This is a genomic window from Streptococcus oricebi (assembly GCF_017883985.1).
GTDB lineage: Bacteria > Bacillota > Bacilli > Lactobacillales > Streptococcaceae > Streptococcus > Streptococcus oricebi.
This window is the reverse complement of record NZ_PRDG01000001.1, coordinates 1-20,600: the sequence shown is the minus strand read 5'-3', so window position 1 is coordinate 20,600 and position 20,600 is coordinate 1. Positions and strand designations below refer to the sequence as shown.

The 20,600-nt window shown below is 41.8% G+C and carries 20 protein-coding genes; 15 read left to right on the top strand and 5 right to left on the bottom strand.

The genetic code is table 11. The features are described 5' to 3' along the window. The first annotated feature begins 1 nt into the window (after position 1). From C4K46_RS00100 to C4K46_RS00055, 10 genes are all read left to right on the top strand, one after another. The gene (locus tag C4K46_RS00100) at positions 2–976 is read left to right on the top strand and encodes a nucleoid-associated protein (RefSeq protein ID WP_209626174.1); all 975 of its coding nucleotides are present in this window, start codon (positions 2–4) and stop codon (positions 974–976) included. Continuing rightward, a complete protein-coding gene (locus tag C4K46_RS00095) occupies positions 976–1,578 on the top strand; it encodes a lysozyme family protein (RefSeq protein WP_209626172.1) in 603 nt (200 codons plus the stop codon). The genes C4K46_RS00100 and C4K46_RS00095 overlap by 1 nt, the downstream gene beginning before the upstream one ends. Before the next feature lie 171 nt (positions 1,579–1,749). Further along, positions 1,750–2,607 carry an alpha/beta hydrolase gene (locus C4K46_RS00090; RefSeq protein ID WP_420853765.1) on the top strand — a complete coding sequence of 286 codons (858 nt, stop codon included), beginning with the start codon at positions 1,750–1,752 and terminating at the stop codon, positions 2,605–2,607. Between the two features lie 160 nt (positions 2,608–2,767). Next, positions 2,768–3,751, top strand: coding sequence for a DUF1002 domain-containing protein (locus C4K46_RS00085; protein WP_209626169.1), 984 nt, complete (start codon positions 2,768–2,770; stop codon positions 3,749–3,751). 123 nt (positions 3,752–3,874) lie between these two features. After that, complete coding sequence (locus C4K46_RS00080) at positions 3,875–4,177, top strand: TIGR04197 family type VII secretion effector (RefSeq protein ID WP_209626167.1); 303 nt, start codon at positions 3,875–3,877, stop codon at positions 4,175–4,177. Beyond that, positions 4,156–4,503: a hypothetical protein gene (locus tag C4K46_RS00075; protein ID WP_209626165.1), complete on the top strand. Its 348-nt coding sequence runs from the start codon at positions 4,156–4,158 to the stop codon at positions 4,501–4,503. The genes C4K46_RS00080 and C4K46_RS00075 overlap by 22 nt, the downstream gene beginning before the upstream one ends. A 4-nt stretch (positions 4,504–4,507) precedes the next feature. Then, positions 4,508–6,175 carry a T7SS effector LXG polymorphic toxin gene (locus tag C4K46_RS00070; RefSeq protein WP_209626163.1) on the top strand — a complete coding sequence of 556 codons (1,668 nt, stop codon included), beginning with the start codon at positions 4,508–4,510 and terminating at the stop codon, positions 6,173–6,175. Further along, positions 6,168–6,797 (top strand): TipC family immunity protein, encoded by a 630-nt coding sequence (locus C4K46_RS00065; protein ID WP_209626161.1) that lies wholly within the window; start codon positions 6,168–6,170, stop codon positions 6,795–6,797. Before C4K46_RS00070 ends, C4K46_RS00065 begins: the two co-directional genes overlap by 8 nt. Next, positions 6,794–7,066, top strand: coding sequence for a hypothetical protein (locus C4K46_RS00060; protein WP_209626159.1), 273 nt, complete (start codon positions 6,794–6,796; stop codon positions 7,064–7,066). Before C4K46_RS00065 ends, C4K46_RS00060 begins: the two co-directional genes overlap by 4 nt. Next, positions 7,059–7,673 (top strand): TipC family immunity protein, encoded by a 615-nt coding sequence (locus C4K46_RS00055; protein WP_209626157.1) that lies wholly within the window; start codon positions 7,059–7,061, stop codon positions 7,671–7,673. Before C4K46_RS00060 ends, C4K46_RS00055 begins: the two co-directional genes overlap by 8 nt. Before the next feature lie 100 nt (positions 7,674–7,773). Here the strand turns inward: C4K46_RS00055 and guaA are convergent, their stop codons facing one another. Then, positions 7,774–9,336 carry a glutamine-hydrolyzing GMP synthase gene (gene guaA, locus C4K46_RS00050; RefSeq protein ID WP_209626155.1) on the bottom strand — a complete coding sequence of 521 codons (1,563 nt, stop codon included), beginning with the start codon at positions 9,334–9,336 and terminating at the stop codon, positions 7,774–7,776. A gap of 142 nt (positions 9,337–9,478) precedes the next feature. Between guaA and C4K46_RS00045 the strand changes: the two genes are divergently transcribed. The 5 genes from C4K46_RS00045 (at position 9,479) to xerS (ending at position 14,560) form a co-directional block, all read left to right on the top strand. Then, positions 9,479–10,177: a GntR family transcriptional regulator gene (locus C4K46_RS00045; RefSeq protein ID WP_209626153.1), complete on the top strand. Its 699-nt coding sequence runs from the start codon at positions 9,479–9,481 to the stop codon at positions 10,175–10,177. A 142-nt stretch (positions 10,178–10,319) separates the two neighbouring features. Beyond that, on the top strand, positions 10,320–10,652 hold the full coding sequence (locus C4K46_RS00040) for a putative DNA-binding protein (RefSeq protein WP_209626151.1): 333 nt from the start codon (positions 10,320–10,322) through the stop codon (positions 10,650–10,652). A gap of 27 nt (positions 10,653–10,679) precedes the next feature. After that, complete coding sequence (gene ffh, locus C4K46_RS00035) at positions 10,680–12,233, top strand: signal recognition particle protein (protein WP_209626149.1); 1,554 nt, start codon at positions 10,680–10,682, stop codon at positions 12,231–12,233. A gap of 80 nt (positions 12,234–12,313) precedes the next feature. Next, the gene (locus C4K46_RS00030) at positions 12,314–13,321 is read left to right on the top strand and encodes a hypothetical protein (protein WP_209626147.1); all 1,008 of its coding nucleotides are present in this window, start codon (positions 12,314–12,316) and stop codon (positions 13,319–13,321) included. 168 nt (positions 13,322–13,489) lie between these two features. Beyond that, positions 13,490–14,560, top strand: a complete 1,071-nt coding sequence (xerS, locus tag C4K46_RS00025; RefSeq protein WP_209626145.1) for a tyrosine recombinase XerS — start codon at positions 13,490–13,492, stop codon at positions 14,558–14,560. 116 nt (positions 14,561–14,676) lie between these two features. Here the strand turns inward: xerS and C4K46_RS00020 are convergent, their stop codons facing one another. The 4 genes from C4K46_RS00020 to C4K46_RS00005 form a co-directional block, all read right to left on the bottom strand. Continuing rightward, on the bottom strand, positions 14,677–16,113 hold the full coding sequence (locus tag C4K46_RS00020; protein WP_209626143.1) for a glycosyltransferase family 2 protein: 1,437 nt from the start codon (positions 16,111–16,113) through the stop codon (positions 14,677–14,679). A gap of 113 nt (positions 16,114–16,226) precedes the next feature. Beyond that, positions 16,227–18,386: a hypothetical protein gene (locus C4K46_RS00015; protein ID WP_209626141.1), complete on the bottom strand. Its 2,160-nt coding sequence runs from the start codon at positions 18,384–18,386 to the stop codon at positions 16,227–16,229. An 8-nt stretch (positions 18,387–18,394) separates the two neighbouring features. Then, positions 18,395–19,831: a CotH kinase family protein gene (locus C4K46_RS00010; protein ID WP_209626139.1), complete on the bottom strand. Its 1,437-nt coding sequence runs from the start codon at positions 19,829–19,831 to the stop codon at positions 18,395–18,397. 5 nt (positions 19,832–19,836) lie between these two features. Next, positions 19,837–20,514 carry a DUF4956 domain-containing protein gene (locus tag C4K46_RS00005; protein WP_209626137.1) on the bottom strand — a complete coding sequence of 226 codons (678 nt, stop codon included), beginning with the start codon at positions 20,512–20,514 and terminating at the stop codon, positions 19,837–19,839. Between the last annotated feature and the right edge of the window lie 86 nt (positions 20,515–20,600).

The following is a 20,600-nucleotide window of genomic DNA, read 5'->3' as shown; positions in this document are numbered from 1 at the left end:
AATGGACATCTATATTAAAAAAGCCATTATTCATCAGTTTAGTCCCGCAGATACAGACTTGATTTTGTCTGACAAGTACCTGACTATTAGCCCTAAGATTGAGGAATATCTTCGCAAGAAGATTGAAAGAGTCTACTCCGATGAGGCCAAAACAGGCGTTTTTGAAGCGGACAATCCCTTTTTAGTAGCTATTTCGGCTGACTTACTAGAAACTTCTCTGGTGCTAGTCAAACGCTGGCAGGAGGAATTTTCAGTCAGTGAAAACCAAAAAACCAACGACTTGATTTTTATCCAGTTTGATAAGGGAGGTCTAGAGCATTTTGCCTTCCTGCGCATCAGCCTTAGAGAAACCCTGACCCATTTGGGTCAGGAAATGGATAACCCCATCAAGTTGACCCAGAATAACCTACCTGGCTTTGGAACTGGGGCTGATGAGGCCTTGGTTATCAATCTAAGCAGCCGCAAGTATCATCTAATTGAGAAAAGAATCAAGTACAATGGTGCCTTTTTCAATTATTTTTCAGACAAACTCCTGCAGGTTGCCCCCAAGACCTCTCCCAAAAAGTCCATTAAGGCCTTGGAAAAAACGGCCCAAAAGATTGCTGAAAGCTTTAATCAAGATGATTTCCAATTTCAGTCCAAGCTCAAAACAAGCATTTTCAAAAATTTGGAAGAAAAGGAGGAGCTGTCTCCTGAAAAGTTGGCAGATGATCTCTTTGATAGCAATCTAACTGCCCGACTCAGCTTTATCGACCAGGTCAAGGATGTCATGCCAGAGCCTCTGGTCTTTGATGAAATCGATAGTAGCCGCCAAAAGAAAAAATTTGAAAACCAAAAACTCTCTCTCTCCAACGGGATAGAGCTGATTGTCCCCAATACAATCTACCAGGATGCCGAATCGGTAGAATTTATCCAAAATGACAACGGGACCTACTCTATCCTCATCAAAAATATAGAGGATATCCAAAGTAAATAATGTTTAAACTAATTAGAAGAATCATTGTCCTCCTCATCCTCTTGGCTATTGGCTTTAAGCTTTATCAGGTCCGTCGTGATGTCAAGCAGGTCATGCTTTACCGCGATTTGGTCCAGGAGGTCCTAGATGAGCAGGACACAGCAGCCAATGAAGATTTGGTCTTGGCCATGATTTATACCGAAACCAAGGGCAAGACCTCTGATTTGATGCAGTCTAGCGAAAGCGCCACTGGTCAAAAGAACTCGATTCGCGACAATCGAGAGAGCATTCGCCAAGGTGTTCAAACCCTCTCTGACAATCTTGAAAAGGCCAGTCAAAAAAAGGTTGATGTCTGGACAGCTGTCCAAGCCTATAATTTTGGTTCAGCCTATATCGACTATGTAGCTGAGCATGGTGGGGAAAATACCCTGGAATTAGCTCGCAAGTATTCTAAAGAGGTTGTCGCACCAAGCCTAGGAAATGTAACCGGAGCTACCTATAGCTATGTAAATCCGATTTCTATGACCGGAGGTGCCTATCTCTATGTCAATGGGGGCAATTTCTACTATTCCCGCCAGGTCAGAGCCAATATGCATCTCATGAAACTTATGAACTGGTTTTAAAGACTAGAAAAATCAAGGTCCCAAACGGGACCTTTTAGTTGTAATCAAGATAGTTGCAATCAAGGGGCGACCATGTTATACTTTTAGCAGAAAAGTTTTATAAAGAAAAACTCTGGGAAGTTCAGGGTAAAAGTACAAAATCCCGATTTCCCCGATAGAAGGAGTGATATGATGAAAAATAAAAAATGGATTTTGGCCCTGCTGGCCTTAGTAACACTAGGACTAGCTGGCTTTGCCTACCAGTCTGTCTCTGGCCAAGGCGCTAAAGAACTCAATAAAAAAGATTTCATTCAATCTACCCGACCAACCCTCTTCTTTCATGGTTATGGTAGCAGTGCCAGGGCAGAGGAGCACATGACCAGTGCTGCCAGAGAGGCTGGGGTCACTAAGACCATTATTCGGGCCAATGTTGATAGAAATGGGCAAGTAACCTTGAGCGGAAAAATCCCCAAAGGTGCAATCAATCCCATTGTCCAGGTTAATTACGAAGATAATCGCAACCCTGATTTCCCAAAAGATGCTAGCTATGCCAAGGCTATTGTCAGCAAGCTCCAAGAGCTCTATCATTTCCAGGAAATGAATATGGTTGGTCATTCCATGGGTAATATGTCCATCCTCTATTATCTACTGGAGCATAGCCAGGATGAAGGACTACCCCAGCTACAAAAGCAGGTCAATATTGCTAATCATGTCAATGGTTTGGAAGGAATGGACCTACCTGAGGGCTTGACCTTAGATGCCCAAACGGGGCAACCCAATAAGATGAGCCGCAACTATCAAACCCTGCTAGGACTTAGAGAAATCTATCCCCAAGAGCAGGTGGATGTCCTTAATATCTATGGCGACTATAAAAATGGCTCTGATGGTTCGGTCTTAAATAGTTCCTCCTTGAGTCTCAAGTATTTGCTAGTAGACAATGCCAAAAGCTACCAGGAAAAGAAAATTACTGGTCCTTTAGCCCAACATAGCAAACTCCACGAAAACCCAGAGGTGGATAAAGTTTTGATTGATTTTCTCTGGGGTAAATAACTGAAAACAGGCGTTTTTGAAGACGCTTGTTTTTTCTTTGAACTTCTTTGAGAAATAGTGTAGAATATATCTACTATCTTACAAGTTAACCTATAAAAGTAGGATAGGCCTGATTTGTCTTTCACTCATCAGGAAAAAGATAACAAATGAGGATACAGTTATGAAATTCAAAAAAACACTATTGGCAACGGGCTTAGCCTTAGCCTCTATCTTTACGGTTGCTAGCGCGTCAGCTGCAACCAATGATGTGCAGAAGGTCATTGACGAAACTTATGTCCAGCCCGAGTATGTGCTGGGTTACTCGCTTGACGAGAGCCAAAAAGCGCAGACTTTGGAGCTCCTGGGTTACGATTCTTCTAAGGACAGCAAGCCGCTCAAAACGATGACACCTGATGTTTATTCGTCAATTATGAATGTCGCTAACGACCCTAGCCTCCAGCTTTATTCGTCTGTCAAAATCCAAAAATCAGGCTCTAACAAGCCGCTGGAAGTCAAGATTGTCACTCCGCAAAATATCACCAAGGTGACAGAAGACATGTATCGTAATGCCGCAGTGACACTGGGCGTTGAGCATGCAGAGATTACTGTGGCAGCGCCGATTCCCGTGACGGGAGAAAGCGCCCTTGCAGGAATTTACTACTCGCTAGAAGATAACGGTGCAAAAGTTCCGCAGGAAAACAAGGACCTGGCCCAGGAAGAATTATCTGCCTTGTCCAATATCAATGCTGAAAATTCAGGCAAGGAAGGCTTTGATGCGGATAAGCTCAATGTAGCCCTGACCGATATCAAGGCAGCCGTAGCCGATGCTAAAAAGAAAAACAGTAATTTAAGCAAGGAAGATGTCCAAAAAATTGTTGAAGAAACACTGAAAAACTACGATTTGGCAAAATCAATGACTGCCGATCAGATTACTCTGATTGTGAATTTTGCAGTTAACTTGTCAAATAGCGAAGTTATTACAAATAGCGATTTCACCAAGACTTTGAATGACCTCAAAGACAGCATCGTCTCAAAGGCTGGAGATACTTTTAAAAATATCAACCTCAACTTTGACGCCAACGGCCTCCTGAAAGATGGTGGAAACTTCTTTAGCAATATCTGGAATGCTATTGTTAACTTCTTTAAGGGCTTGTTTGGTAACTAAGCCTTTATCAGATATATAAACCAGCAGAAGGAAAAGTCTGTTGGTTTTTCTTTACTAAAATTGGTCAACAAAAAGCAAAATATGCTATAATTTTTAGTAAGAAAAAGATAGGAGAAAATGATTATGGTTCAGATAAAAAGCAACAGCACCCAAGCCAATTCCCACGCTTCAAGTATTGAGAGTGCTGGTGTCGCTTTAGGAGCTATCGGTCAAGCTAGCCTAGACGGACAGTCTGTCCTTGCTGGCAACAGTCGCTTGGGTCAAGCTTTGAGTGATAACCAAGCCATGATAGGCGAGCTCAATAACTTGATAACAACAGCTACTCAGCAGATTAAGCAGGCTGCTCAGAAGTTCACAGCTGCTGACCGAGCTAGTGCAGAGACTTTCAAGAATGAGGAGTCATCATGGACAAGTGGGAAGAGCTAGCTAAAAAAGAAAAAGCAGTCACCAAGTTGCTGGAAAAGACCGAGGATAGCCATAGGACGCTAGAGTATTTTTATGAAGAGCTAGCAGATTACCAAGCCTTTAGTCAAGGGGCAGATGAGCAAATCTGGCAAGTCGCCTACCAAAGCCGTTACCGCTCTCTCCTAGAAAATCAGCGAGAAGAACGCCAAACCCTACAAAGGCAAGCGATAGAAGAACTAGAAGACTGGTCAGACATGCTAAAAAAAGAAGAACAGTATCTCATAAATCAAAAAGAAGAACTTTACCAAGCCAAACGGCGGGCCTTTTACCAAGAAGAGGAGGACTAAGCAGATGACTAAAATGGATTTAGGAGCTTCACAAGAACAGGCCGCTAGTTTTGAGGCTATGTGTCAAGCCCAAGTAGAAGCACAAGCGCAGTTAAAGACGGCTGTTCAACGATTTCTATCCGATACCGAAAGTCTGAAAGGACAGGCCTTTGACTCTTCTCGAAATTATCACTCCTCTGTTCTCTTGCCCCTAGTGCAAGGGCAGGAAACCGCAACTGATGTCTTGAAAATCGCTGCCAGAAAGTTACCGACAGAATATGTTGAACGAGTGGATAGCAAGAGCTGGAGTGAAGAAGAGCTCAATCAAAAGATAGCAGAAGCCCAAACTGCGATTAGGGCCTTAGAAGCTCTCAGTAAATCCCTGCGCTCTTCCTCCATGCCAGCCCAAGCCAGTAAGAGTCAGCTGGACTATAATGCCAAGTTAATTGGGACTCACCAAGCTGACAAGGCTCTTTATGAAGAAATCCTAGCCAAGCTCAAGGCCTTTGATACCTATTCAGCTAGCATTCTGGATGAATACTTTCAGCTTAAGGCCACCATACAAACCGGGATTAAGGAAAGTCAAGGTGCTTGGGATGAAAAGACCGGTACATTTAAGCTACCTAAGAATATGAGCTGGTCTAAAGAATTAACCGAAAAACACAAGGCCCATCAAGTCGAGTCTGCCTATAAACAAAACCTCCAAGAACAGTATGGCTTTGACCAAGATACGGCGGAGCAGATAGTGCAGGTCAAAAAAGGAATTGATAAGAAGTTTTCGGACAAACTGCAAGAAGAAAAAGACTATATCTTACTGCTAATTATTGGTAGAGCAAATTATAATACTACAATGTGGGATGCGACAGCAGGAGATTTGACAGGTTACTTCTCAAAAAATTCATTTGCTGAGAAAACAATCATTTCTATGACACTAGAGGACATTATGATAGAATTGGGCTTATCAAAGACAGAAGCTAAAAAATTAAATTATAATTTAAGATTGCAACATGAGATGTCGGGAATGAATATTAGTTATTCTCATGCTGACCAATTTCGTGATAATGACAATCAGAAATACATCGCTTTTAAACAAAATGCAGAAAGAGTTTACGGAGCGATGACTGATACAGAATTTGATAATTTCTGGAATACACGACTATCAGTTATAAGCGGTAAGAATGATTTTACCCACCAATCTATTACTATGGCAACTTATTTACGTCCAGGAATCTATATTTCAGATTTATATGGAGGAAAATGGAATGTAGAGCGAGTCGCTGGCTGGAAGGGGGATACAACAACAGCTGCTTTTGCTACACCAAGTATAGGAGCAGATGATTATAAAGCGGATTTAGATGCTGTTAATCTTATCAATCGGATGAGGTCTGATAAAGTAAGTTATCTTCAAGCGACAAACAATTATTATACCGATTTGAGCAAAGACCAGACAAATAGAGCTAGTGAATTTTTAGAGCATGAAAAATTACAAGATGTAAAGAAAACAATTTTTGATTACATGGTTCCAAATAAAACAAAGAGAATTGGACCGAACATTGAAGAACAAATTCCGATGACAGAAGATGAAAGCAAAGATTATTTGAAAAGAAACTACGAGGACTCTTATAATTTTATTAGAAATTTGGAAGAAGAAAATAATGAATTTCATGATTATGTAGGAGGAAACAATGAATAAAAAGTTTCTAATAGCTGCAATTTTATTGTGTATAGGCTTGCTTTGTCTAGTTCCCTTTGTTTTCTCTAATAAAAATAGGAAAATTGACAGAGGAGATATTTTCGGAGAAATTTATGCTTATGAAAAAGCGAATTACCCCAATCCCAATCCTGCTTTTCAACGGATTCAAGGACTTTCCAGTCGTTCTTATAGAGATTCTGGTGAAGAGTTTAGAACAATGGCGGCAGAATCCTATTCGAAGAATGTAATACCCAAGGGCTACGAGCATGTAGGCGTAAGTTTTTCTTTTAGAAGCAAAGGAACAGTTCTAATTGCATATGATAGAAAAGTTGCTCCTAATCTCAGTCTTTATGTTTATCATAAATACTCGGTTGAAGATAAGACTTTAACTCAAGATATATCATTTGTTGATGAACAGAATAATAGAGTTAGAATTAGGAATAAGGGAGAAGTTAAGAAACTACTAACTCAATATAGTATTACTAACGAAGATATAAAAAAATATAACAAAGAAATCCTCAATGACTTTTTCTTGCGTGATTGGTGCAAAGCTTTTGATAGTGCGTTCACCCCTAATGATTGGGGCGATGTCAAGGTCGTTGATAAATGGGATAAGTCATGAAAAAAGCCAATCAAAGTTATTTAGAAGCAACAAATAGCTACTACAAGGGAGTGACAGAATACAAAAACAATCCTCAATCAGCGAACGCTGTCAATCGTGCTAAAGAGTTTACTGGAAATATTTCAACTAAGCAGGTTTACGATGAATTAGTTAAATCAATCCCTATTGAAAAACGTTTTAACTTCTCTGAAGAGGATTTAAAACGCCTTAACCCAGTTGGTTATCAATTTATCAAAGACCTAGAAAACGGGGTGACGGGTGATGAGTAAACGTAAAATAATAGTTGTCGTTACAGGCTTCCTGCTTGTTCTTCTATCAGTTTTTTTCTGGTTTTCAATGACAAGACCCAAGAATATTTTTGAAGAGATTTACTATCAAGAAAAAGAAACTTATTTGTCCCAAAACCCTATTTTAAATAAAATTAAAGGAGTAATTGCAGGAAGTTATAAAGATACTTCTGATTTATATAAAAATAACCCTGTCGTAAGGTATCAAAATGCTTCACTTCCAAAAGGAGTATACGATACTAATTATAATTTTTCGTTAGATAAAAAATTCTATATTATTAACTTTGAAAAAATAATTAGTGACGACATTGGTATTTTATTTTATAATACATACTCTTTGCAAGATAAGGCTTTAACGCGTAAGATACAAATAGTTATTGGTAAAAGAGAAAATACGACACGAAATTACATTGATAGTAATCAAGAAATTCAAAAATATTTATCTGATTATCATATTAGTAAAGACGATTTAGAAAGTTATTACAATGAAATCATGAACAAATTAGTTCTGAAAGATTGGATTTCGGTTTATGATAGTCGTTTTTCTCCAACTAATTATGGCGATGTTAAGGTTGTGACAGAATGGTGACGGGTGATGAGTAAACCTAAAGCAGAAGTTCTTATTAAGGAAATCAACATTTTGCACAAAAATAGAGACTAGGATTGTATCTAGTCTCTATTTTTTATTTTTACTCCCACTCGACTGTTGCGGGTGGTTTGCTGGTGATGTCATAGACGATACGGTTAACGTGGTCGACTTCATTGACAATACGGACAGAAATCTTTTGTAAAACTTCCCAAGGGATTTTAGCAAAGTCGGCTGTCATACCGTCGATAGAAGTGATGGCACGAATGGCGATAGTATAGTCATAAGTACGACCGTCACCCATAACTCCAACCGAACGAACCCCAGTATTGACAGTGAAATATTGCCAGATATCCCGGTCAAGACCTGCCTTAGCGATTTCTTCGCGCAGGATAGCGTCCGACTCACGGACCGTTTCTAGTTTTTCTGCGGTGATTTCACCCATGACCCGAATGGCTAGACCAGGACCTGGGAAGGGTTGGCGCCAGACGATTTCATCAGGCATGCCCAGCTCTGTCCCCAAAGCCCTTACCTCGTCCTTGTAGAGGGTGTTGAGAGGCTCAATCAACTTAAACTGCATATCCTCTGGCAGGCCACCGACATTGTGGTGGGACTTGATAGTTTGGGCTGTATCTGTACCTGACTCGATAACGTCTGTATAGAGGGTTCCTTGGGCCAGGAAGGCTACATCTTTAAGCTTAGCAGCTTCATCATCAAAGACATAGACAAATTCATTTCCGATAATTTTACGCTTTTGCTCAGGATCAGAAATGCCTGCCAACTTATCAAGGAAACGTTTAGCAGCATCGGCCTTGACAATATTTAAGCCAAACTTGCCACCCAACATGTCCATAACCTGGTCGGCTTCACCTTTACGCAGGAGACCATGGTCAACAAAGATACAGATAAGCTGATCGCCGATGGCCTTTTGGAGCAGGACACCAACCACCGAAGAGTCAACCCCACCAGAAAGTCCTAGTAGAACCTTTTTATCACCCACTGTCTGGCGGATTTTTTGGATTTCCATTTCGATAAAGTTATCCATGGTCCAGTCACCCTTGGCACCACAGATAGTAAGGGCAAAGTTGCGCAAAATATCGTAACCATGGACAGAGTGGCGGACCTCAGGGTGGAATTGGATACCGTAGATTTTCTTATCTGGATTTTCAATAGCTGCATAAGGGCAGTCGGCAGAAGTCCCAGTCCGGATAAAGCCGGCTGGAATCTCGGTTACCGCATCACCATGGCTCATCAAAACCAACTGTTGTTCGGGTGTATCAGCAAAGAGTTGAGAAGGGCTATGAGTCAGCTCTGACTGGCCATACTCTCGATTTCCAGCATGGCCGGCTGGAACAACCTTACCACCCAGCTTATGGGTTAGAAGCTGCATACCGTAGCAAATCCCTAAGATAGGAATCCCTAATTCAAAGATTTGGGGATCAATATCAAAGGCTCCGTCTTCATAAACCGAATTTGGGCCACCAGAGAGGACGATTCCGACTGGATTGATGTCTTTAATCTCTTGGGCCGTAATTTTGTGGCTTTTTAGCTCAGAAAAAACACCGATTTCTCGAATCCGTCGGGAAATCAGTTGGTTATACTGGCTCCCATAGTCGAGGACGATGATTTTTTCTAGGTCTTGCATATCAGTTGAAATAGTTGTCATCTTTTCCCTTTCTCAAAAAAGTTATCTTTTCCTCTCATTCTATCATAAAAAAGGGATTTTTCCAATAAAACTTCCCTTGTTTCTTGACAGGCCCGCTTTTTTTCACTACAATTGTCTTAGAAAACCAGAAAGAAGACTTCCTATGTTACCTGCCTATATCAAAATTCATGACCAGATTAAGAAAGAAATTGATGACCAAGTCTGGAAAATCGGACAACGCCTTCCTAGCGAGCGTGATTTGGCCGAACACTTTGAGGTCAGTCGGATGACCCTGCGCCAGGCCATCACCCTCTTGGTAGAAGAAGGGGTCCTGGAGCGCCGAGTTGGTAGCGGGACCTTCGTTGCCAGTACCAGAGTCCAGGAAAAAATGCGGGGAACAACCAGTTTTACCGAAATTATCAAGGCCCAGGGCAAGACCCCGTCTAGCCAACTTATTTCCTATCGTAGGACCCTCCCTAGCAAGCAAGAGGTTGAAAAACTGGGTCTTAAAAAGACGGATAATATCATTCGAATGGAGCGGGTCCGCTATGCAGATCAAGTTCCTGTCGTTTATGAGGTAGCCTCTGTTCCCGAGAAATTTATCAAGAATTTCAAGAAAGAAGAAGTGACCAGTCATTTCTTCCAAACCCTCCAGGCCCATGGTTATAAGATTGGCAAATCCCAGCAGACCATTTATGCCCGACTAGCCAAGGAGCAAATCGCTCAATACTTAGAAATCCCTAAGGGCCAGGCCATCCTGGGTTTGACCCAGATTTCCTATCTGGATGATGGGACAGCCTTTGAATACGTCAAGAGCCAGTATGTGGGCGAACGCTTTGAATTTTATCTAGAAAACAAGTGATGTTACATAAATTAAACTATGTAACATTTTTTGCTTTTTTGACAAAATCTTGCCTGCTCCAGTACCTTAAAGCGTGAATCTTTCGCTTTTCTTTGAGTATAAACTATATAAAAATCCCTCTTTTTTTGATATAATATTTCTTATGGAAATTGAAAAAACCAATCGAATGAATGCTCTCTTTGAGTTTTATGCAGCTCTTTTGACAGACAAGCAGATGAACTATATCGAGCTTTACTATGCCGACGATTATAGCCTGGCAGAGATTGCTGAAGAATTTCAAGTCAGCCGCCAGGCCGTCTATGATAATATCAAAAGAACCGAGAAAATTCTGGAAGATTATGAGAAAAAACTTCACATGTATTCAGACTATATCGTTCGGGGTCAGATTTTTGACCAACTTTTAGAAAGGTATGCTGACGATGAGTATCTACAGGAGCAGATTTCGATTTTAAGCAATATCGATAACCGCGATTAGTTTTATATAAAGGAGATAAGGATAAATATGGCTTTCGAAAGTTTAACTGAACGTTTGCAGAACGTCTTTAAAAATTTACGAAAAAAAGGAAAGATTTCTGAGGCAGATGTCCAGGAAGCGACCAAGGAAATTCGTCTGGCCCTTTTAGAGGCAGACGTTGCCCTTCCGGTGGTTAAGGATTTTATCAAAAAGGTTCGTGAACGGGCTGTCGGCCATCAGGTCATCGACACGCTCAATCCAGCCCAACAAATCATCAAGATTGTTGATGAGGAGTTGACCGCTATCTTGGGCTCTGATACAGCAGAAATCGTCAAGGCACCCAAAGTTCCAACTATCATTATGATGGTCGGTCTCCAAGGGGCTGGTAAAACTACCTTTGCTGGAAAATTGGCCAACAAACTCAAAAAAGAAGAGAATGCAAGACCGATGATGATTGCGGCGGATATCTATCGGCCAGCAGCCATTGATCAGTTAAAAACTCTGGGTCAGCAGATTGATGTTCCGGTATTTGAGCTGGGGACTGATATGGCGGCTACCGAAATTGTCAAGCAAGGTCTTGAGCAGGCTCGTATCAACCACAATGACTATGTGCTGATTGATACGGCAGGTCGTCTGCAAATCGACGAGAAACTGATGACCGAGTTGCGGGATGTCAAAGCCCTGGCCCAACCAAATGAAATCCTTTTGGTTGTGGATGCCATGATTGGTCAGGAAGCAGCCAATGTAGCTCGTGAGTTCAATGAGCAACTAGAGGTGACTGGTGTAATCCTGACCAAGATTGACGGGGACACTCGGGGTGGTGCAGCCCTATCCGTCCGCCAGATTACTGGTAAGCCTATCAAATTCACTGGTACTGGTGAAAAAATCACCGACATTGAAACCTTCCACCCAGACCGTATGTCCAGTCGAATCTTGGGAATGGGGGACATGTTGACCCTGATTGAAAAAGCCTCAGCTGAATACGACGAGAAAAAATCGTTGGAAATGGCTGAGAAGATGAGGGAAAACACCTTTGATTTCAATGACTTTATCGACCAGCTGGACCAGGTTCAAAATATGGGACCTATGGAGGATTTATTAAAAATGCTGCCTGGTATGGCTGGCAATCCTGCCCTGCAAAATATTAAGGTGGATGAAAAGGACATTGCCCGCAAGAGGGCCATTGTTTCGTCCATGACCCCTGCCGAAAGGGAAAATCCTGACCTTCTGAATCCTAGCCGGCGGCGACGGATTGCTGCTGGATCTGGAAATAGCTTTGTCGATGTCAATAAATTCATCAAGGACTTTAATCAAGCCAAGAAAATGATGCAGGGGGTCCTATCTGGTGATATGAGCAAGATGATGAAGCAAATGGGAGTCAATCCCAACCAGCTACCAAAAAATATGGACCTATCTGCTATGGAAGGAATGATGGGTGGCCAAGGCATGCCCGATATGTCAGCCTTAGGAGGAGCTGGCATGCCGGATATGGGCTCTATGTTTGGTGGCGGTATCAAAGGAAAAATCGGCGAATTTGCAACCAAACAAGCCATGAAACGCATGGCCAATAAAATGAAAAAGGCTAAGAAAAAGAGGAAATAGAAAATTAGCTATCTATATAAACAAGTTACATTGATGTGACTTGTTTTTCTCTAACAGTAGAAATAAGATATACGGAAATAATGAAAATACAAACTCGAAAAAAATTAAAAACAGATGGTCGGAAAAAGGCTTCGTTTGAAGATAAAATAGGAAAATTTATCTTTCTAGCATTCCTGCTTACTTTTGCCTATGCCTTGTTATCAGAACCTATTAAAAAATTAGACATACAAACAATTGATAAAAAAGAGGATTCCTTTGTTCAGATTAGTGAAGTCCAAGAACTCCCTAAATCCGAATATCGTTCCATTTATGTTGAAAAGTTGCAATTCTTCAATCTAATAGATACTGACAATCAGAGTTTCTTTGAAAGCATTCATTCCTTCGATGACTACCTTAAGTGGCTAAAGGAAAACAAGAAAGTATACGCTCCCTCCAGAATTTCCTTTAACGATTCACAACTTAGTTTTCCAATTGATTATCAAAATCCTTTTCATCGTGGAAGGAATTTCGATAATCACACTAACGAGGAGCTAGTTTCTCGGATGAGGCTCAGTCCTCAGGATAGGGAAAAATACCAAGACTCCAAATATATCTTTTATTTTTTTAGAACTGGAGATTCCATAACAGTCAGAGATGGGGATTTATGGGATAAATATCCCACAAGACTTATTAAGGCAAAATTAAAGACCGGAAAAAGGGAAATCAATGATTATTTTTGGTTGCTTAAAAATTCTTCAGCACTACAAGAAGTAGCGCTTGCTGACATTAAAGATATAATGATTTCCAACACCGACCTTGAAAGAATGAAGGAAGGGGTTAATACCTTTTCTCCCTATGGCATTGTTCAACATTTATTTGGTCCCTGGTATATCCACCAAAACAATTTTTTGTTTCCTGTCTATCACATAAAAAACAACTATGAATTTCTCTTAAGTAATAAGAGCAAAAAGGGAAAGACAGGTTCCTTAAATACAGAATTAAAAATTAAGCTAAGATATGGAAAAAAGGAAAAAGTTTTTTCTAAAACTTTTAAAGACCAGAATTTTGATGAGTATAAAGAAGTCGTTCTTAACCCTAAAGAGAACTAACTGAAAAGAAAAAAATCGAGAGCTATCAAGAACCAAGGATAGCCCTTACTGGCTTTGGTTCTATTTTCCCTCTATCATCTTTCCGAAAAACTATAATTTTCTTGAAAAATATCCCAGTCTATGCTATACTACTATTAGGAAGAAAAAAGAGTCTGGAGTTGAATCAGCATGAAACGAGATAAATTACTGGAAAGAATCGAGGAGTTAAAGCCGCTCATGCCCTGGTATGTCTTAGAATACTATCAATCAAAGTTGGCTGTCCCTTATAGTTTTACAACCCTCTATGAATATCTGAAAGAATACAAACGCTTTTTTGACTGGATTTTAGATTCGGGTATTTCAACTGAGAATGAGATTGCTGCCATTCCCCTTGATGTGCTAGAAAACTTGACTAAAAAGGACTTGGAAGCCTTTATTCTCTACCTACGCGAACGTCCCTTGCTCAATGCCAATACTAGGCAAAAGGGAGTTTCTCAGACAACCATCAACCGGACCTTGTCGGCTCTATCTAGTCTTTATAAATATTTGACTGAAGAGGTTGAAAATGAGCAAGGAGAGCCCTATTTTTATCGCAATGTGATGAAGAAGGTTGCAACTAAAAAGAAAAAGGAAACCCTGGCTGCTCGGGCCGAGAATATCAAGCAGAAACTCTTTTTGGGTGAGGAGACCGAACAATTTCTTAAGCACATTGAAGAGGTTTATCCTCAAAGTCTATCTACAAGGGCCCTCTCCTCTTTTGAGAAAAACAAGGAGAGAGATTTAGCCATAATTGCCCTACTGCTGGCCTCGGGAGTCCGTCTGTCTGAGGCTGTCAATCTTAATCTCAAGGATTTGAATCTAAAGATGATGGTCATCGAGGTGACCCGTAAGGGGGGCAAAAGGGACTCTGTCAATGTTGCTGCCTTTGCTAGACCCTATCTAGAGGCTTATCTGGCCATTCGCCAAAAACGCTATAAGGCTGAAAAGAATGATTTGGCTTTCTTCTTGACTGAGTATCGGGGCCGACCCAACCGAATCGATGCCTCTAGTGTCGAAAAAATGGTGGCCAAGTATTCGGAAGACTTCAAGGTCCGAGTTACCCCTCACAAACTACGTCACACCCTAGCTACCCGTCTCTATGACGCTACCAAGTCTCAAGTTTTGGTCTCCCATCAGCTGGGACATGCTAGCACCCAGGTAACCGACCTCTATACCCATATCGTTAATGATGAACAAAAGAATGCTCTAGATAAACTTTAATTTACATAAACTTAATTATGTTACATCTTATTCTTGCTCCTTATTTTAACTGGCAAGGATTAAGTTGAATGCGGGACTACTTCTTCATTTTCAGAATTTCAAAGCAAAAAACAGCCTTAGCTGTTTTTTAATATATCTAGATTGTCCAACTGCTTCTCTCTTTTAAGATCTCCCCATACCTTCTTCTTCTTTTGGTAGCCGAAAAAGCTAGTAACTCTGACCCAGTTGAGAATCCAATGGAGAAAGAGATAGCGGAAAATTGCGGCATAGACAACTGTAAAGATATCCGTAGCCTTTAAAAGCAACTGCTGGGAATAGGCCCTTTGAAGAAAGGAAGTCAGGGTCATCATGGTGCAGTAGAGAATATAAAGGGAAAACAAGGAAAAGAAATAGCCTAGATTAAGCTGGTAAAAGACCAGGGAAATTAGAATAGCTAGGGCTCCAAAAAGCTCTACAAAGGGAGAAAGGAGCTCAAAAAGTAGGTAATAGAGATAGGAAAGAAAGCCTACTAGGCCAAAGCGTGGATTGACAAAGATAGTCCGGTATTTTACAAGGCATTGAAAGAGGCCTAAAAACCAACGGCGTCTTTGCTTGCAGAGATCACCTAGGTTCACTGGGGCCTGACTCCAGCAAACGGCATTGCTCTCATAGCGAATCTGATAGGGGATATTATTATTGCGGCAGAAAAAGTGGAGTTTCATGACTAGCTCCATATCTTCTCCCAAAGTTTGCCTATCATAGCCTCCTGCGGCTAGGACCAAATCTCGCTTAAAGAGGCCGAAGGCACCAGAGATAATCAGATTGCTCTTGAGATAATCCAGTAAAATCCGAGAGCCTAAAAAAGAGCAGTCATACTCGATAACCTGAGAGCAGGCTAGGAGTTTCCAAGGGAGCTTATAGGATTGGAACTCCCCATTAACCATGCTAAGACCCTGGGCGACTTGGACCAAACCTCCTACTGCAATCACGTCTTCTTCTTCTAAGACAGGAGTTACAATATGCTTTAGAGAGTCTCTTTGGAGCATAGAGTCTGCGTCCAGGCAGAGAAAATAGTCATAGGAAGCGGCATTGATGCCCATATTAAGAGCATCGCCTTTTCCGCCATTTTCCTTTTGAATCAGGGTTAGGTGGACCTTGCCTAGATTCTTCTCCCAAATCCCTTTATAATTTTGGCAGGGAATTTGAAAGTCAATCCTGCGCTGGCTGGGCTCTAGACCAAAGTGTTCTCTTACAAGCTGGGCGGTCTGATCTTTAGAACCATCATCAATCACGATGATTTCATAGTCATCATAGTCTAGATTTAACAAGGAAGTAAGAGATTCGATAATAGTTACTTCTTCATTATAGGCGGGAACTAGGACAGAGACTGCTAGTTTGGCGGCTAGGCCAAGTGGTTCAGCCTTGGGCTGGCTTTTTCTTTTCTTGCTTTTTTCGTGAAGATGGGTCCCGGCAACGACCAGAGAAATCAAGAGGAAACTAGCATAGGCAATTAGGTAGACTAAAAAAAGGAGCTGAGAAACTTGCAAAAATGTATAAATGATATCCGTCTTCATTTGTTCCTCCTACTTCTTCTTTTTCAAGCGCTTTTTTCGATAGAAAAAATAGGCTAGATTAAAGGCAAAAATGGCCAAGCAAATAATCAGATAAAAGTAAAGCAGGCTATAAATCATTTGTTTTCCTTTCTGGTCCAGGCCTCCTGCAGCAATTTATAGGAAGCCTTGAGGACATCGTCAACCTGAGGCTTCTCCCATTTACTTAGAGGAAAATCGGCCATTTGCACTACTTCCTCCTTGTCTGGCTTACTGATACCTAGAGATAGGGCCTGAATTGTTAAATCTTCTACACCATACTTTTCATAATAATCATCGTGGACCTTGGCATCTGCTGGATTAGAAAAATTCAGTAGATGTAGGGGAATCCGCCCCTCAATCAAGTGGTCGCTGACCGCCAAGTCGCTTCTGGAGTCAAAGTTGCTTGCCCCTCTTTCTCCATTTCCCAGACGGAGCTTACCAGTTTCATACTTGGGCAACCATTTAGACTCCCGGCTGGCTTTTTCAATGTTTTCAAAAATTTGATTGTTCTTGAGGACCATCTCGATTGGATTAAAGACCGGAGAGTCCTTGGCTGGTGGTCTGATAAAGGAGTCTACTCCTCGGGTTTGCATGGAATAATTGGCCTCGGTGGCATTATAGCGTTCTTGAACCAGGATTTGGCTCTGGCCTTTGGTATCAATCTTGAGCACAAAGTCAGCCGCTTTTTCAAACCGAAGCTTGCTGTTTTCCATCTTTTTACTACCTGATTTAGGGGTCACATCAATCGGAATCAGCCACTTGTTATCGGTCTTGGACTTTCTTTCAATGGCAAAATAGAGATAGGTCTCGTCATAGTCGACCATTAGCTGACCTTCCTTCTTAGAAGTCTGGCCCAGCTTATCTTTACTCTCTTCCCATTCCTTCTGGTCCTTTTTGCCGTTGAGGATATGCTTCTTGCTTGTATTCTCAAAAGCCAAGAGACCATAGGCGGAATTGCTGACCTGGAGGTCATGCCAGAGGAAATTCTCATGAGGATTGGTAGCAAAGGAGGTATTCCAGGAGCGACTGTTCCAGTCATCCTGCCAGGAATGAATGGTTGCTCCGACCGTACCTGCGGCCAGAAAAGCTTTGTAGTCCTTGACTAGGTACTTACCTTGGTCTGTCTCGGAAAGAGGGAAATGAAGGTCATTTATCTTGGTCTGTTCAATCCCTCTGGCGGTTGAGTAGCCATAGCCTGTCACCATGACGGGAACCTGATGGTAGCTAGTTAATAACTTGACATAGGCCTGTAAGGTAGGTAGTTTTTTAATAGCAGATAAAAGCTTGCTATTGACACCGGCTTTATTTAAAAGTAGATAGTCCTTGAACTTGGGATGGATATCCAGGAGCTGGTAGGAGGCGAAAAGGCCTGTTTTAAAGGTCTTTTGACTCTTTATTTGCTCTATATCCAGCCGGCTATATTTGGGTGCCTGATCCGCAAAGGGCTTGCGATAGTCAAAGGGATCGTTAAAGGCTGAATTAGCAAAGGATAGCAGGTGCTGCCAACCATACTTGTCTGTCTCATACTGGACTAATTCTTCCATTACCTGAGCTAGCATGACTTCAAAAGAATTAGCTGAGCTTTTGCTGACAAAATACTTGCCCTTGAAGGGTTGGGCCTGCTCTTGATGATTGGTATAAGCTACTGTTCCGCTATTCCAGTCATCACCGACGATAAAGGCCAAGACCCACTTGGAGACATCTTTCCGATAGTGGTTGCTAGCACCTGATTCATGATTCCACATGCGTTTGCGGCCATGAATCACATCAACTACTGTCTTTGCGTCCTGGACTAATTGCCCTTGAAATTTCTTATCTGTTCCGCTTATGGCTGAATTATTTCGGTAGTCATTGATGCGGATTCCCTGGAGCAGATAAAGAGGGCTAGGGGCTTTTTTATTGTGCTCAGCAAGGGCTTCATAGAAGTCGACATCCATAATCGTTTTAACTCGAATGGTATTGGCCCCCATTGCTGCAATCTTTTGCAACCAGTCCAGATATTTCTTTTTACCAATGGCAAATTCATTGTTATGATGACCGGCCAAGGAGCTCTCAATATCGACTCCCTTGACTGTAAAAGGCTCCTTGCCTTGGCTGCTTGCTTGGATTTGTCGACCCTTAATCTGAAAGTTGGTCTGAACGGCTCTCCCCTCTTGGCCCTTGGGCAGGTAAAGACTGCCGTCAAAATAAATCAGATAATAGATTCCTCCAGACAAGAGGGTGAGGGCACAAACTAATAGTAAATATTTCTTCATGGCAGTCCTCACTCCAACAAGGTGTTGGCATTCTTAGAAGTTGAGCTATATTGGTAGAGGGTTTCAATGTGACGGTCTAACCAAGAGCCCCGTCGCTTGATAAAGTCCTTGAGCTGCTTGACCGACTGATTATAGCTGGTCAGATTACGATTATAGGGCTTTAAATAGTTGAAACTATCCGGCTTTTTCATCTCAAAGACATAGCCCCACTTGGCATTGTTTCGCTCAATAGCTGGCCCCAAAAAGTCAACAGTCTGATCGACATACTTGGTCAAATAATCGGTCTTAAGCTTGTTTTTCCTCAATTCATGGTATTTTTTGATAACCAAGTCAACAAAGGCTGGGTCCTTGAGCAGCATGCTAAACCAAGGGACATCAAGCATGGTAAAACCACTTTCGTCATAGGCTGTTTCGATTTGATTGTCAAAGGCATTATTGAAGTCCCAAACAACCAGCTTCATCTTATCTCTTAGGTCCTTATAGAGATAGGTTGAGAACTTACCGGCATCTGCATTGCGGAAAAATTCATTGATGATAAAGTATTCTGCAAAGGATTCCCGGTCGATGTAGCGAGGATATTGCTTAAAATCATAAGAATAGAGGACTTTTTCAATCCGGCTAATATCCTTCTGGATGAATTGAGCCTGGCGATTAGTCAAGCGGTCCAAGCCTGGATAGCGAATATCGAGACCTGAAACCCCAGCCTGGCGAATATAGTAGCTATAATTTTCAACCAAGTTTTTAGCCTTGTGAGACCGATCCCACTCGACGATATAGGGGGTCTGGGTGGCCCGTTTATCGCTCTTGTCAATATTGACTCGGTGTGGTCCTTGCTTGATGTTTTCGACAATCAGATAGAGCCCTTGGTACTGGCCATTGATGACCAACTCGCAGTAGCGCACGTTGGGAGCATAGGTCATAATTTCTCCTGCAATATTATAGCTGAGGTAATTGCGGATAAGGGTCCTATCCAAAAAAGGACCATGCAGGACCCATTCGGCTTCCTTGGGCATTCCAGCCAGGGACAAATCACGCCCCTCTTTTTTCTTGTTGATAAATTTAATCTTCAAAGATTTCTTATCAAAGTGCCGGGATGAATTGCCCCGATAGGCGATGAGGGCATCACTAACCTCTCTTGGTGTTTCGGATAAGGAATGAGAGCGGTCTAGCTCATCAAAAAGTTTGATTTGGCTCTTAATGGTGACCTGGTGTTGGGAGTCGGCCTCGGTCTCCCGCTTGAGTGGAATGGCCTGCTTATGAGTATCGATACTGATAATCGGCAGGTGGCTCTGAAAGCTCTTTGGGTCCTTGGGCTCAACCTTTTTTATGGCCTGGGTGTGATGGTGAAAGCGAAAATGAGGCTTGGCCTTTTCTAAAAAGGTTAGTGAGAGCGCCAAGAGCAAGGTCAAAATAAGAGTGCTAAAGTAGATGACTTTTACTTTCATAGGCTCTAACCATTGATTTCATCGCTTTGGCTGACCATGTTGAAGTAGTCAATCTCTCCTAGCTGATAGATTTTCTCAGTCAGGGGCTGACCTTGTTTGATCTTTTTATCATAGGTCTTGCGGGAGATTTCAAAAATCATCTCCACGCTACCGCTGGTAGTATTTTTAACCCTCTGTACAGCCTGACCCTCGAAATATTGAAAAATCAGACCTTCCAAGGGGATTTCAATCTCCTTGCCTCCCTTGACAATCAAAAGGAGACGGTTTTCATTTTTAACCTGCCCCAAAAATAGCAAAAGCAGGAAAATAACGCTGCTACCGACTGAGGCCACGATATAGTCTCCAACCCCGCAACAAATTCCAACTACAATGGTCCAGAAAATATAGGCAGTGTCTCTGGAATCCTTGATTGCCGTCCGAAAACGAACAACGGACAAGGCACCGACCATACCTAGAGACAGGGCCACATTGTTTCCGATAACTGTCATAACGGTCGCTGTTAGGACAGTCAAGGTCATCAGAGAAACGTTGAATTTCTTACTATAAGCGGTTCCCGTATGGGTATAGGCATAAGAGACATAGATAATCCCGCTAAGTAGGGCCGCAGCCAAGATATGTAAGATGATTTCCTGAACGGTCAAACTACCGTTTTCTTCTAAAATGCTTCGTAAAATGTCCTTCATTTTTTCCCCTTGATAGATTGTAAAATAAAGTGCAACAAAAAATCCCCATAGACTCCTCTAATCGTGTAAACTGTAAGTAACCACAC

What these genes read in the sequence shown, in the direction of transcription:
- C4K46_RS00100 (WP_209626174.1), top strand. Translation starts at nt 2, where the DNA reads ATGGACATCTATATTAAAAAAGCCATTATTCATCAGTTTAGTCCCGCA.
- C4K46_RS00095 (WP_209626172.1), top strand. Translation starts at nt 976, where the DNA reads ATGTTTAAACTAATTAGAAGAATCATTGTCCTCCTCATCCTCTTGGCT.
- C4K46_RS00090 (WP_420853765.1), top strand. Translation starts at nt 1,750, where the DNA reads ATGAAAAATAAAAAATGGATTTTGGCCCTGCTGGCCTTAGTAACACTA.
- C4K46_RS00085 (WP_209626169.1), top strand. Translation starts at nt 2,768, where the DNA reads ATGAAATTCAAAAAAACACTATTGGCAACGGGCTTAGCCTTAGCCTCT.
- C4K46_RS00080 (WP_209626167.1), top strand. Translation starts at nt 3,875, where the DNA reads ATGGTTCAGATAAAAAGCAACAGCACCCAAGCCAATTCCCACGCTTCA.
- C4K46_RS00075 (WP_209626165.1), top strand. Translation starts at nt 4,156, where the DNA reads ATGGACAAGTGGGAAGAGCTAGCTAAAAAAGAAAAAGCAGTCACCAAG.
- C4K46_RS00070 (WP_209626163.1), top strand. Translation starts at nt 4,508, where the DNA reads ATGACTAAAATGGATTTAGGAGCTTCACAAGAACAGGCCGCTAGTTTT.
- C4K46_RS00065 (WP_209626161.1), top strand. Translation starts at nt 6,168, where the DNA reads ATGAATAAAAAGTTTCTAATAGCTGCAATTTTATTGTGTATAGGCTTG.
- C4K46_RS00060 (WP_209626159.1), top strand. Translation starts at nt 6,794, where the DNA reads ATGAAAAAAGCCAATCAAAGTTATTTAGAAGCAACAAATAGCTACTAC.
- C4K46_RS00055 (WP_209626157.1), top strand. Translation starts at nt 7,059, where the DNA reads ATGAGTAAACGTAAAATAATAGTTGTCGTTACAGGCTTCCTGCTTGTT.
- guaA (WP_209626155.1), bottom strand. Translation starts at nt 9,336, where the DNA reads ATGACAACTATTTCAACTGATATGCAAGACCTAGAAAAAATCATCGTC.
- C4K46_RS00045 (WP_209626153.1), top strand. Translation starts at nt 9,479, where the DNA reads ATGTTACCTGCCTATATCAAAATTCATGACCAGATTAAGAAAGAAATT.
- C4K46_RS00040 (WP_209626151.1), top strand. Translation starts at nt 10,320, where the DNA reads ATGGAAATTGAAAAAACCAATCGAATGAATGCTCTCTTTGAGTTTTAT.
- ffh (WP_209626149.1), top strand. Translation starts at nt 10,680, where the DNA reads ATGGCTTTCGAAAGTTTAACTGAACGTTTGCAGAACGTCTTTAAAAAT.
- C4K46_RS00030 (WP_209626147.1), top strand. Translation starts at nt 12,314, where the DNA reads ATGAAAATACAAACTCGAAAAAAATTAAAAACAGATGGTCGGAAAAAG.
- xerS (WP_209626145.1), top strand. Translation starts at nt 13,490, where the DNA reads ATGAAACGAGATAAATTACTGGAAAGAATCGAGGAGTTAAAGCCGCTC.
- C4K46_RS00020 (WP_209626143.1), bottom strand. Translation starts at nt 16,113, where the DNA reads ATGAAGACGGATATCATTTATACATTTTTGCAAGTTTCTCAGCTCCTT.
- C4K46_RS00015 (WP_209626141.1), bottom strand. Translation starts at nt 18,386, where the DNA reads ATGAAGAAATATTTACTATTAGTTTGTGCCCTCACCCTCTTGTCTGGA.
- C4K46_RS00010 (WP_209626139.1), bottom strand. Translation starts at nt 19,831, where the DNA reads ATGAAAGTAAAAGTCATCTACTTTAGCACTCTTATTTTGACCTTGCTC.
- C4K46_RS00005 (WP_209626137.1), bottom strand. Translation starts at nt 20,514, where the DNA reads ATGAAGGACATTTTACGAAGCATTTTAGAAGAAAACGGTAGTTTGACC.